Origin of the sequence: Treponema lecithinolyticum ATCC 700332, from assembly GCA_000468055.1 — a bacterium.
Lineage (GTDB): Bacteria > Spirochaetota > Spirochaetia > Treponematales > Treponemataceae > Treponema_C > Treponema_C lecithinolyticum.
In genome coordinates, this window is the sequence record KI260569.1 from 263,756 (window position 1) to 275,507 (window position 11,752).

13 protein-coding genes are annotated in these 11,752 nt (G+C 41.5%); 6 read left to right on the top strand and 7 right to left on the bottom strand.

What is annotated here, in order from left to right:
• Window positions 1–2 precede the first annotated feature (2 nt).
• Window positions 3–2,060 carry a DUF2264 domain-containing protein gene (locus HMPREF9193_RS09310; RefSeq protein ID WP_021687876.1) on the top strand — a complete coding sequence of 686 codons (2,058 nt, stop codon included), beginning with the start codon at window positions 3–5 and terminating at the stop codon, window positions 2,058–2,060.
• 262 nt (window positions 2,061–2,322) lie between these two features.
• Here the strand turns inward: HMPREF9193_RS09310 and HMPREF9193_RS09320 are convergent, their stop codons facing one another.
• The 7 genes from HMPREF9193_RS09320 to HMPREF9193_RS09350 all read right to left on the bottom strand — a co-directional run bounded on the left by HMPREF9193_RS09320 (window position 2,323) and on the right by HMPREF9193_RS09350 (window position 8,932).
• Window positions 2,323–3,396, bottom strand: a complete 1,074-nt coding sequence (locus tag HMPREF9193_RS09320; RefSeq protein ID WP_021687878.1) for a family 20 glycosylhydrolase — start codon at window positions 3,394–3,396, stop codon at window positions 2,323–2,325.
• 305 nt (window positions 3,397–3,701) lie between these two features.
• A complete protein-coding gene (locus tag HMPREF9193_RS09325) occupies window positions 3,702–4,373 on the bottom strand; it encodes a hypothetical protein (RefSeq protein WP_021687879.1) in 672 nt (223 codons plus the stop codon).
• A gap of 50 nt (window positions 4,374–4,423) precedes the next feature.
• A complete protein-coding gene (locus tag HMPREF9193_RS09330; RefSeq protein ID WP_021687880.1) occupies window positions 4,424–5,695 on the bottom strand; it encodes a TRAP transporter large permease in 1,272 nt (423 codons plus the stop codon).
• Window positions 5,692–6,183, bottom strand: coding sequence for a TRAP transporter small permease (locus HMPREF9193_RS09335; RefSeq protein ID WP_021687881.1), 492 nt, complete (start codon window positions 6,181–6,183; stop codon window positions 5,692–5,694). Before HMPREF9193_RS09335 ends, HMPREF9193_RS09330 begins: the two co-directional genes overlap by 4 nt.
• 23 nt (window positions 6,184–6,206) lie before the next feature.
• Window positions 6,207–7,205 carry a TRAP transporter substrate-binding protein gene (locus HMPREF9193_RS09340; RefSeq protein WP_021687882.1) on the bottom strand — a complete coding sequence of 333 codons (999 nt, stop codon included), beginning with the start codon at window positions 7,203–7,205 and terminating at the stop codon, window positions 6,207–6,209.
• A 15-nt stretch (window positions 7,206–7,220) separates the two neighbouring features.
• Complete coding sequence (locus tag HMPREF9193_RS09345) at window positions 7,221–8,108, bottom strand: N-acetylneuraminate lyase (protein ID WP_021687883.1); 888 nt, start codon at window positions 8,106–8,108, stop codon at window positions 7,221–7,223.
• Window positions 8,102–8,932, bottom strand: a complete 831-nt coding sequence (locus tag HMPREF9193_RS09350) for an SDR family oxidoreductase (protein ID WP_040848080.1) — start codon at window positions 8,930–8,932, stop codon at window positions 8,102–8,104. The genes HMPREF9193_RS09345 and HMPREF9193_RS09350 overlap by 7 nt, the downstream gene beginning before the upstream one ends.
• A 140-nt stretch (window positions 8,933–9,072) precedes the next feature.
• On the opposite strand from HMPREF9193_RS09350, the gene HMPREF9193_RS09355 reads away from it, so the two are divergent.
• The 5 genes from HMPREF9193_RS09355 to HMPREF9193_RS09375 all read left to right on the top strand — a co-directional run bounded on the left by HMPREF9193_RS09355 (window position 9,073) and on the right by HMPREF9193_RS09375 (window position 11,743).
• A complete protein-coding gene (locus tag HMPREF9193_RS09355; protein WP_021687885.1) occupies window positions 9,073–9,792 on the top strand; it encodes a FadR/GntR family transcriptional regulator in 720 nt (239 codons plus the stop codon).
• A gap of 143 nt (window positions 9,793–9,935) precedes the next feature.
• Window positions 9,936–10,454 carry a translation initiation factor IF-3 gene (infC, locus tag HMPREF9193_RS09360; protein ID WP_371440105.1) on the top strand — a complete coding sequence of 173 codons (519 nt, stop codon included), beginning with the start codon at window positions 9,936–9,938 and terminating at the stop codon, window positions 10,452–10,454.
• A 13-nt stretch (window positions 10,455–10,467) separates the two neighbouring features.
• Window positions 10,468–10,668 carry a 50S ribosomal protein L35 gene (rpmI, locus tag HMPREF9193_RS09365; protein ID WP_021687887.1) on the top strand — a complete coding sequence of 67 codons (201 nt, stop codon included), beginning with the start codon at window positions 10,468–10,470 and terminating at the stop codon, window positions 10,666–10,668.
• Between the two features lie 163 nt (window positions 10,669–10,831).
• Window positions 10,832–11,191, top strand: a complete 360-nt coding sequence (gene rplT, locus HMPREF9193_RS09370) for a 50S ribosomal protein L20 (RefSeq protein ID WP_021687888.1) — start codon at window positions 10,832–10,834, stop codon at window positions 11,189–11,191.
• A 3-nt stretch (window positions 11,192–11,194) separates the two neighbouring features.
• On the top strand, window positions 11,195–11,743 hold the full coding sequence (locus HMPREF9193_RS09375) for a cell division protein ZapB (protein ID WP_021687889.1): 549 nt from the start codon (window positions 11,195–11,197) through the stop codon (window positions 11,741–11,743).
• Window positions 11,744–11,752: the final 9 nt, after the last annotated feature.

Consider the following 11,752-nt stretch of genomic DNA (forward strand, 5'->3'; position numbering starts at 1 on the left):
TTATGGCACACTATGAATGGGAACCGACACATCTTGATTTTACCCTGTCGCCCTACACGGGGTTGACGCGCGCGTCATGGATAGATGCCGCAAAACATTTTTTAAAAGGGATCTTCTCCAATATAAAAGATTTTAATTCCCCGGTTATAATGCCGCGCTGCGAAACCGAAGTAAGTTATCCGAACAAAGAAAGTCCGGCGCATAAAGTACAAGCTGAATATTTTGAAGGTTTGGCACGCTCGTTTTTTTTGACAGCTCCCCTATTGCACATAGAGCCGGATTTGGAAATTTGCGGCTTCCGCCTTAAAGACTACTACAAAGCGCACGTGCTAAAAGCGTGTACGGCAGCCGATCCGCTGTGGGTGTTCGACATACAACACATGAAAGAAATCGAAAAAAAATCGGGCGGCGCACAGTCGGCAGCCTTTCAGCAAACGGTGGAAACCGCCGCTTTGGTTATTTGCCTGTGGGTGTGTAAAGAAGTTATATGGGATACGTACACTAAAAAAGAAAAAAAACGCATTGCCGATTTTATCGGCGGCTATGCACACGAAAAAACCATACCGCACAATTGGCGTCTTTTTAATATGCTCGATATGGCATTTTTGCACATGGAAGGTTATAGCATAGACAAAGATATTATGAGGGACCACGCGCAAACCATATTGAATTACTATGCCGGCGACGGCTGGTACCGCGACGGACACAGCTTTGATTATTATTCGTGCTGGGCCTTTAATTTATATACCGCTTTGTGGAACCGTTGGTACGGCTATAAAAACGAACCGTATCTTGCTTCGCGTTTTGAAGAAAATGCAAATTGCCTTATGCAAACATATCCCGATTTTTTTGATAAAGACGGTTGGACCAATATGTGGGGAAGAAGCACCATTTACCGCAATGCCGCAACTTCGCCTTTAGCGGGAAACTTTTTTTTCGCTCACAGCGAAGCCGATCCGGGCTTGGCGCGCAGAATTTGTTCGGGCTCTTTGCTTCAATTTATAACCAGAAAAGATTTATGGTATAAAGGCGTGCCTGTACTCGGTTTTTACGGCCCCTTTGTGCCTATGGTGCAAAATTATTCGTGTGCCGAATCGCCTTTTTGGCTTGCAAAAGCATTTTTATGCCTGTACTTACCCGAAAATCATCCCTTTTGGACGGCAAAAGAAAACAACGGCAGCTGGGAAACATTGGAAAAACGCGGTACTAAAGTAACGGCTTTAAACGCTCCGGCTTTGTGTTTTTCCAATCATCAAGCAAACGGCACAACCGAATTGCGCACGGGAAAGGTTATAAAAGCGCAAAACAATACTAACGGTTTGTGGAATTATGCAAAACTGTGCTATAACACGAAATTCCCGTGGGAAGCTTCAAACAAAAAAGACATGGAGTCCCAACAGTATGTGCTGTACGATAAAACGTCGGACACATACAGCCGCGCCAACGCCTTATTGTGGAGCGGCGAGCGGCAAGAAGTGCTGTACCGCCGCAGTTTTTTCGGCTTTACCGACACAAAAGAAGAGTTGTGGATGCCGGCAATCGATTTGGCGGACTTTGTCGTGCCCTACGGCATATTCCGTGCCGACAAAATGCGTTTTTTTCAAAAGCCTTTGTCTTTAACGCTCGGTGCGTACGGTTTTCCCGATAACGGCACCGAAATAACGTATAAAACCAAAGGCGACGCTAAAGCCGTTATTTTAAAAGGTTGCGACCGATTAGGAAAGCCCAGACAACTTGCTTTTACCGTTTTTGCCGGCTGGGACGGCATCGGCATTAAACGCAGCGCACACACAAATGCTGACAGCATCAAAAGTATTGTGCCCTACGCATACCTCAAACGGAAACGTCAATACGGCTACGAGCCTTACGTGCTTATGTCGCAAGTGTTGACAAAAACCGACGATGCCGATTTTACCGACGCCGATTTATTCCCGTTAAAAGCGATACGCTACACGGATAAAGAAAAATGCGGGGGGTACGGCCCTGTAACGTTGGTCTTTAAAAACGGCACACAACGCATAATAGATTTTTCAGGCATGGAAGGAAACTTGAGTTTGTAGTACGTTTTTTTGAAAATCGCTCGGAAGCATGCCGCCGTATTTAAAAAAAATGCGGGTTAATATATCGGAATTGCAACCGCACTCCGGCTCGGAACAGTTTATCTTTCGGTTCCCAAAATACGGCAGGGCGGCTATATCCCATTCTTTGTGACGCATTTGAAATATCATTTATTTGAACATATTCTTTTAAGGCAGTTTCAACCAGCTCTTTTTCTTTTTCACCTTCGTCCAAGATGAATTCATAAGACGAGCGTCTGTACGCCTACGGCCGGATCAGTTTTTCGATTGTTTTAACCATCGGTTTATACCGTGAGAGATTTTTGTTTGTAAAATTGTCCCATGCCGTGTACATGTGCCCGAGCATGGCAGGATTCGCCTTGTATAAAAGCGAATAGTCGATGAGAGCGTTTACCGCTTTAATCCCCTTGAAACTTGTCGGCAGGACGCGAAAGCCCTTGTTTAAAAAAAACGGAATGGAGCCGTAGCGCTCCAGCTCGTCATAGTGCCAGTCGCAGATGATGATGTCTTTGGGAATAAGGTTGACGGCGGCTGCGGTACCGTTACATGAGCTTTCGTATTCACCCTTATAACCGCTCTGTTCATCCTCGCTGTCGATGAGGCGGTCGCCCCACATATACATTGTAAGTCCCCGTTTTTTGACACAGTGATCGTAGAGTCTGTTCACGGCACCGGCAAACAGCTCAGCCTTATCTTTTCCGCGGCAAAGAGGGCAGGCATCTTCACCGATTAAAAACACTTCGTCCAAGCCGACATGTATTTTTTTTACCGAAAAAACTTCGGTAATTTCGTCGATTAAACCGAATAAAATCGTGTAAACTTTTTCATTGGAAGAGCAGAGGCTTCGGCAATAAATACCCTTATTGCCGGGGTAGAGGCCCGGCGTTTCGTCCAGTTCGGGGTAAGCTTTGAGCAGGGCAAAGGTTTCGTTTTCCCACGACTGATGGCCGAGGCAGTTTATTTCCGGGATGAGGTCGATGGAAAGCCTGCGGCATTCGGCGGCAATTTCGCGTGCGACGGTTTCTGAAAGTACGTATTTGTTATAGAGTTTCGGATCGCTTTTCCATTGATAGTTGTAGCCTATTTGAAGAAAAAGCGTGTTGATTCCCCGTTTTTGTAAACCGGGCAGTTCTTTTATCAGATTTTTACCCGTTTTGTCGGTATTTACAATTGCGTGAAAAGCAATAACGAATTCGCGTTTCGGCATGCCGCTTTTTACGCTTCCATTTGTCTCGTCAGATATTGTGCCCTTTGTTTGAGCGTAAACAGCCAGCTGCAAAAGTACGAGCAATAGTAAGAGTATACGTTTGGTGTTCATATTCGTTTTCTCCTACAAAATCATCATATAATAAATACAGATTCTTGTTCCATATTAGGAGTTTTTATTTCTTTACCAGCACCATCCTGTGTCCACACGATATTTTACTTCTGTACCGAAGCCATATTCCTAATATATTTATATAGCGACAATTTCGAATGGTCAATATGATTGTGTACAATAAAGTTCGCAATTTGGGGTAGAAAAAAGCCATTGAAAATTCCAGAATGTTGGTTACCACACTAACAAAAAAGGATTCACGCACAAAGCCGATTTTGTATCAATTGAAGAAAATATACCGCCGCTTAATATTTTTTTGTGCCGTACCATATATACGTTCCGACACCGGCAGCAGCGCCGTATACAATTCCTGCAGCTAAAACAAGCCATACCGGAAGCGATAACAGATGCATTACGTCAAGTGCAGGAGGAATAAGCATGCATGCGCTTAAAGCCGCCGCAGGACGCAGTGCAGGATATGTTTTTTTGGTCACAGTACCTAAAAAAGCGGCAGGCAATTTAAGGCATCCGTATAAAAGTAAAACCGTATTTTTTATTCCGAACAGCATACATGTGTATACAATAGGTTTTTGAAAAAGCAAATACCAGTCAAAAACCGTATTGCGGTGAATAATCCTTGCAGGCATAAATACCGAATAAAAGGCGGCAAGCACAAAATATAAAACAATAAAGTTTTCTTTTTTTACTTTTACAAACACCAAACAAGCGGCTAAACAAAATATACAAGGAATAAGCACTTCAAAAGCTAAATGAGAAAAATAATTAGGGAAAAAAGCATAGGGTATAAGATAATACGAAGACGTAAATACGCACTCTATAAATGCATATACAACTCCCGTTAAAAAACCGACGATTGCTGCAGAATAACGGATATCCGGTCTTCCTGCAGGATACGCGTTTTTAGTCAGCACATACATCAGCGTAATCGGAAGTAAAAAAATCATAAACAATTTCATATTGTTTTATTATATCGGAAAATCGCTAAGTTTCAAGTACAGTCCGGAGATTAGTCTTTTAACAAAAGATTAGGAAGCCACGTAACCAATGACGGACAATACACACATAAAAACAATACGGCAATAAGCGGAATAAGAAAAGGTGTAATCGCTTTATACAATCTTTCCAACTTGATTTTTGCAATGTCGCTTGTAATAAATAAGCACACGCCGAACGGTGGCGTAACTTGACCTATCATTAAATTAAAAACGACTATTACACCGAAGTAAACCAAATCGAACTGCAGCTTATGTGCAATGGGTAAAAGTACCGGAAGCATAAGGGTAAGAATAGCTCCGGGTTCCATAAACATTCCCAATATAAGCAAAATAATATTTATGGTAAAAATAACAGCACGCGGGTCGGAATTTATACCAAGTATCAAATCTGCAAGTCGGGCAGACACACCTTCTTTAGCCATAACATAGGTAAATAGTGTAGATGTTCCGATAATAAGCAGCGTATTTGCCGAAGTTATCGCACTGTCCAAAACACATTTAATAAATGATTTTACATCAAGCGTACGGTATAAGGCAGCGGCTATTATCAGCGCATATATAACGGCAACACACGAAGCTTCGGTTGGAGTGAACCACCCTGCCGCAAATCCGCTTAAAATAATAAGCGGGGTTATAATCGATAACACGGAATTCAAAAATTCCGTACCGAGTTTTTTTAAATTAAACCGTTCACGCGGATACCCCGTTTTTAATGCAAGCACAAAAGTCAACAACATCATGGATATCACCATTAAAAGTGCCGGCACAACACCGCCGACAAATAGCTTTGAAACGCTTACACTTGCAATCGAACCGTAAATTATCAGCGGTATGGAAGGGGGGAAAATAGGACCGATTACCGAAGACGCAGAAGTTACCGCTGCCGAAAAATCCTTATCGTAACCTTTAGATGTCATAGCTTCCATTTCGATGGTACCTAAACCTCCCGCATCGGCAGCGGCACTTCCGGACATACCCGCAAAAATCAAACTGGCAACGATGTTAGCATGGGCAAGTCCTCCGGGAATCCAGCCGACTAGAGCATCTGCAAAGTTAAAGATTTTTTCGGTAAGTTTGCCCGCATTCATTAAATTGCCGGCTAAAATAAACAGAGGAATAGCTATAAGCAAAAAAGAATCTATACCGAAAATCATTTTTTGCCCGATAACCGTCAGGGGATAACCGAGCCATAAACAGCCGATAACGGCACTCGCACCTATGGAAATACCTATGGGAATACCGATTAACAAAAAAAGTATAAATACAATAAAAAATACCGTCATTGTAACGCAGCCTTTGTGTTGTATAATTTTTCAAGTATATTATATGCAGCTTTGAATGCTAAAAAAATACCGCTGAGCGCAAGCGGTAAAAATTGCCACATTTTAGAAAAACTAGGCATTGAAGAATAGTATTCGGTTATCACAAAAGGAAACAATCCCCAAAAAGCGATAACCATAACAATGCCGAAAACAAAAATAACGATATGACGTATGTACCAAAAAATGCTTGCAAGCATTCCCCGCATACGTACTGAAACTATATCCAGCGATATAAGACCTTCTTTATCATACAGCACCGTGATACCCAAAAAAGCCATCCATAAAAACAAACATCCTGCCAATTCCGTCATTCCGCGGAATGATTTATTAAAAATATTCCTTAGGATAAGCTCATTAACCATAAGCACTACTATAGCGCACACAGTTAAAACTAATAAAACGGAAACTGCTTTTATAAACACATCCAAAATCTTCTTATATAATTTCATGTAACGTACCGGGTTAAATAAATTTATTTTACCAGTCGATCAATAATTTCCTGATCGTACCAGCTTTCATTAACATAGCGTTTATAATAATTTTTACCGCCCAGTTTATCTTTAAAACTTTGAATATCGGGTTTTGTATCAAAGCTGACTCCGGCTTTTTTTAATGTTTCCGTTGCACCGATGTTATCCGAAGCAATCGTATCAAAAGAATATTTTGCGGCAATAAGAGCTTGCTCTTTTAAGATTTTTTGCTGTTCTGCACTTAACGAATTCCATTTTTTTTGATTAGCCGCCATCGTGCAGCCCATCCACATGTAATTGATAAAACTATAATATTTAATGTCATCGTATGTTGCATTTGCAACCAAATGGTAGGTGGCATTATCCTGTGCTTCAGCCGTACCGTTTGAAAGCGCTATTGCCAATTCGTTTAGCGCAAGAGCTACCGGAGTTGAACCGAGTGCCGTCCATACATCAAGATACATTTTACTTGTAGGAACGCGTATTTTTAATCCTTTTACATCTTCAACCGTATGAATAGGCCGCTTTGTCGTTGCAATGTGGCGCATACCGTTATCACCTTCGGCAAGATACACCAAGCCGACCGAAGGAAGGTTCGCAAAAATTCTTTCGCCGATTTCTCCGTTAACTTTTTTGTATGCGTCTTCGGCACTTTCAAATAAAAACGGTAAATCAAGCAGTTTTGCTTTATCGTAAAAACTCGTAAAACCGGACGTACCGGCAAAGATAATATCGATTGTTCCCATCCGCGCCGACTGCAGCGCTTCAGCATCGTTTCCCAACTCACCGCCTGAATGAACATCCAAGACAAGATTGCCGTTCGATGCTTGGCGTACCAATTCGGCATATTTTACAATCGTTTTTGTAGGTACCGACGTCGCATTTCCCGGAGAATACACAGTGAGTTTAACGCTTTTTTCTCCGCTTTCTTTAGCCCCGTTTGCAAAAATCGCAACAAAAATACTTACAGCGACTAAAAGCGCTATAACCTTTTTTTCCATAATAATACCTCCACGTTATAATATATCCGCAATATCACGCATTGCGAATTCTATGCTTTTTTTATGCTCTCCGGTAAGAGTCGCAAAAGGTTTACGGCAATAACCTACATCAAATCCTTGTAATGCAAGCGCATATTTTGCTGCCGGAAATACGGAAGCTTTTACAAAAACTTGTACTATATCGTTCAGTTTGGACTGTAATGCATGTGCTTGTTCAGTATTGCCTTTAAAAAATGCTTCACGGATTTTCAAATGCAGTACGGGGCACACATTTACCATCGTTCCGATTGTAGCACTCGCTCCTGCAGCGAGAGAGCTTACATAAATTTCATCAAAACCGTTTATCAATATTTTTTCCGGATACAATTTACCAATACGTTCCAAATCATATAAATTCATGGATGTATGTTTGATACCTAAAATCCGTTTGTTTTTTAAAAGCGGATTATCGGCGGTAAATGAAATACCGGTAAATTGCGGGATATTGTATACGATAAGACCAATATTTATCGCCTGAAGAATATCCAAGTAATAAGCGTTGATTTCATCCTGTGAATAATGATAATAGATGGGCGGAATAGCAGAAACCGCACATACTCCGGCTTTTTCTGCATGTTTTGCCAAGTTAACCGCATTTTGTGTACTTAAAGAACCGACGTGAGCGACAACGGGAACTTGAGCACCGACTTCGGCTAACACGATTTCGACTATTTTTTTGCGTTCATCATTCGAAAGCAGTAAACCTTCACCGGAAGAACCGCAACAATAAAAACCTTCTACGCCTTTATCAAGTTCATACTTTACCAATTTCCGCAACATCGCCGCATCAACCGCACCGTCTTTATCGTACGGCGTTATAAGAGCGGAGTATATGCCCGATCTCAAAAATTCTTTTTTTACCATGCTGTCCAGCCTCCGTCTACAACAAGATTTGAGCCGGTCATATATTTGGAAGCGTCGGATGCAAGAAATATAACGGCTCCGTTGTATTCATCCGCTTGAGCCATACGTCCTATAGGCATTCTTATGCAATAGTTTGCTTGAAATTCTTTGTCTTGCGTATCGCGGTAAACGCCGGAAGGCGTTAAAGTATTCACCCTAATCCCTTCTTTTCCCCAATAGGTCGCACAATAACGTGTAAGATTATAAATACCGCTTTTAGCAGCGGAATATGCAACGGGTTTAATAAAAGCCGTTCCGGTTTTTTCCTTTTTATATGCATAAATATCCTGTACAGGACTTACTATACCGTAAATAGAGCCGATATTTATAATGGAACCGCCTTTTTTTGCCGAAACCATACGTTTGCCGACCGCTTGGGTCATGAGAAAAGTACCGATAAGATTGACATTTACCACTTCTCGGAAAATCTTTTCGGGAAAGTCTTCAAACGGACCGGAAACTTCAGGCGGTGCGCTCGGCTGCGTATCGATGCCGGCGTTGTTTACGAGCACGTCGGGACTCCCCCATTTTTTTTCAAGCGTATCAAGAAAAGTATTTATTTCGCTTTTATTTTGAATGTCCAGAGCGTACACTGCAATACGTTCACTTTCGGCAAGTTTCGTACCGAGCGTTTTTTGTATGCGTTCGGGATTTACGGTACGGGCAATAACAGCAACTTTTGCTCCTCTCCGATAAAATTCTTTTACAAATTCCGCACCGATTTGTCCAAGTCCGCCGGTAATAATTACAATTTTATCTGAAACATCAAACAAAGGATCTGTCATCTTAATTCCTCTCATAATAAAAGTAGTCCGTCACTGTAAAATTGTCGGACAGTCCTACAAACAGTATAACACCTTTTTATGAGTTGTCAAGAAAATAATTGACAAATCACCGAATGTATTATAGCCTGACATCAAACAACATGAAAACGATTACGCGCATTCCAATTACAGCGCAAGTAGTTGAAGCGCTAAAAGAAGCAATCAAAGAAAAACAGTTTCCCGTCGGCAAAAAGCTTCCTGCAGAACTTTCATTATGTAAAATGCTAAATGTAAGCCGTTCGTCACTCAGAGAAGCTTTATACCAACTTCAAGCACAAGGCTATGTCGAATTAAAAACGGGAAAAGGTGCTTTTGTACGCAGCAGTTCTCCGGATAACAATCATGAAGCAATACGACAATGGTTTATTGCAAGTGCGCCGAATCTTGAAGAATGCATGGAAATACGCTCCGCAATAGATCCTTTATCGGCTTCTTTGGCATGTACAAAAGGCAGTGAAGATGAAATTAAACGACTTATATATATCCACAATCAATTTGTGCAAGCTAATCACGATCATGACATTCCGCGTCTTGTCTCACTTGATGAGCAATTTCATTCTCAGATTTTAGAAATGACACATAATAAATTACTCAAACACATAAGTGAATTATTATTAAAAGAATTAAAACAATACCGACTGATGTCTATCTCAGCAAAAGAAAATTCCGATAATACGGTTACCGAACACCTTGCCGTTTTAGAAGCAATCCGTAACAGAAACAAAGATGATGCACAAAAAGCAATGATGTTTCACCTAAATAAAGCCCGCGAAGGAATTAATGCGGTCATTAATAACAACACGGCAACAATTAAACAGTAAAGCGGCTCAGATGCATTTTTCGCGACTACTGGACAATAAAAAGGCATTTATGCTATAATACGCGGTATGCTTTAGACCTATGTTATTTTTCATACTTATTCGGGAAGCAGGGAAAATAACGGGAAGGAGGATCGTTGGCGGAAATAAAAGAAAAAGGACTGCGGATAAATGAACAAATCCGCGTGCGTGAAGTAAGGCTTATAGACGACGAGGGCGAACAAAAAGGTATTGTTCCTACCATTGAAGCTCTCTCTATGGCAAAAGAGCGCAGTCTTGACCTAGTGGAAGTTGCCCCTACGGCAAATCCGCCGGTTTGCAAAATACTGGATTACGGCAAATATCGTTTTGAAACGGAAAAAAAGCTTCGAGATTCCAAGAAAAAACAAAAATTGCTGAAAATTAAAGAAATCCGTATGCAGCCGAAAATAGGCTCCGGCGATTTGGACTTTAAGTCAAAGCATATACAGGAATTTCTAAATGAAGGAAACAAAGTCAAAGTAACGGTACGTTTTAGAGGGCGCGAGTTGGCGCATACCGACTTGGGACTGGTAGTTTTACAAGAAGTTCTTAAACGACTGAACGATGATTATGTAGTGGAAAAACAGCCTGCAATGGAAGGGCGTTTTATGTCCATGACATTAAATCCGAAAGCGAAAAAATAACGAGGTAGATATTATGCCCAAAATGAAATCAAAACGCAGCGCAGCCAAGCGCTTATCGTTTACCGGCAGCGGCAAGGTAAAGTACAAAAAAATGAACCTTCGCCATATTTTAACAAAAAAAGCGCAAAAACGTAAACGCCAATTACGTAAAACCGGAATTCTCAGCACGGCCGATGCGGCAAAAGTACGCAAACAGCTTTTACCATACAGCTGATTACTTAGGAGAAGTGATAAAAAGTACCGGCTAAAATGGCGCCGTTCCTTTTTATCTTGAGTTTGCGTTGCAAACTCATTTATTTACCGTGCGCTCAACGCGCATGATTAAAAACCTTTCCGAAACCTGAAAGTTTCAAAAAGATTTTTAGCAGGAGAAGAAAATGTCAAGAGCAATAGACGGTTCAAAGAGACTTAACCGGCGTAAAAAAATATTAAAACTTGCAAAAGGTTTCCGCGGACGCAGAGGAACAAACTTTAAAGCGGCAAAAGACGCGGTTACTCAAGCGTTAACCGACGCTTACGTAGGACGCAGAGATAAAAAAGGAACGATGCGTTCTTTGTGGATAGCGCGTTTAAATGCTGCGGTGCGCGATCAAGGCTTAAGCTATTCGCGTTTTATCGACGGCTTAACAAAAGCACAAGTAATTATAAATCGCAAAGCCCTTTCTAACATGGCTATTGAAGACCCGGAAGCTTTTAAAGCGGTAGTTGAAACGGCAAAAAAAGCTATCGGAGCGTAAGCGGTGATTTCCCTGGAGCAAATCCGCATTCTTGAACAAAAGGTTGAAAGCGCGCTCGCACGTTTAAAAGAGCTGCAAAACGAAAATGCAGTTTTAAAACACGAAAATACCGAGTTAAAAACACAGATAAGTGAATTAAACGAAACGTGCAGCCGCTTTGAACAAGAAGAAGGAAAAATTGAACAGGGAATACTGCATGTACTGAACCGTCTTAATACTATGGAAGATACGGTTCAGCGTACGCTGCTGTCCGACAACCAAGCCTCTCAATCTAAAAAAGAGCCGGTACAACCGGATATTCACAATACAGCTAACGGCAGCGATACGGTGCCGGAACAAAACCATACAAAAACCGAAGCGCAAGTAGCGGAAGAACCGGTACAAACGTACGTACAAGAAAAAATGCCGGAAGAAAAACAAAGCTTCGGCACTGTAAGCGAAAGTAAAAGTCTTTTGCAAAGCGCCGAACGTAATATACAAAACGAACAAAGCGCCGGCACAACAGAAACAGAGCCGCTCGCAGCTTCCGACAATCAGCTGGATATATTCTAGACGGGTACT

Coding starts and splice junctions, on each gene's coding strand:
- HMPREF9193_RS09310 (WP_021687876.1), top strand. CDS start 3: ATGGCACACTATGAATGGGAACCGACACATCTTGATTTTACCCTGTCG.
- HMPREF9193_RS09320 (WP_021687878.1), bottom strand. CDS start 3,396: ATGAACACCAAACGTATACTCTTACTATTGCTCGTACTTTTGCAGCTG.
- HMPREF9193_RS09325 (WP_021687879.1), bottom strand. CDS start 4,373: ATGAAATTGTTTATGATTTTTTTACTTCCGATTACGCTGATGTATGTG.
- HMPREF9193_RS09330 (WP_021687880.1), bottom strand. CDS start 5,695: ATGACGGTATTTTTTATTGTATTTATACTTTTTTTGTTAATCGGTATT.
- HMPREF9193_RS09335 (WP_021687881.1), bottom strand. CDS start 6,183: ATGAAATTATATAAGAAGATTTTGGATGTGTTTATAAAAGCAGTTTCC.
- HMPREF9193_RS09340 (WP_021687882.1), bottom strand. CDS start 7,205: ATGGAAAAAAAGGTTATAGCGCTTTTAGTCGCTGTAAGTATTTTTGTT.
- HMPREF9193_RS09345 (WP_021687883.1), bottom strand. CDS start 8,108: ATGGTAAAAAAAGAATTTTTGAGATCGGGCATATACTCCGCTCTTATA.
- HMPREF9193_RS09350 (WP_040848080.1), bottom strand. CDS start 8,932: ATGACAGATCCTTTGTTTGATGTTTCAGATAAAATTGTAATTATTACC.
- HMPREF9193_RS09355 (WP_021687885.1), top strand. CDS start 9,073: ATGAAAACGATTACGCGCATTCCAATTACAGCGCAAGTAGTTGAAGCG.
- rpmI (WP_021687887.1), top strand. CDS start 10,468: ATGCCCAAAATGAAATCAAAACGCAGCGCAGCCAAGCGCTTATCGTTT.
- rplT (WP_021687888.1), top strand. CDS start 10,832: ATGTCAAGAGCAATAGACGGTTCAAAGAGACTTAACCGGCGTAAAAAA.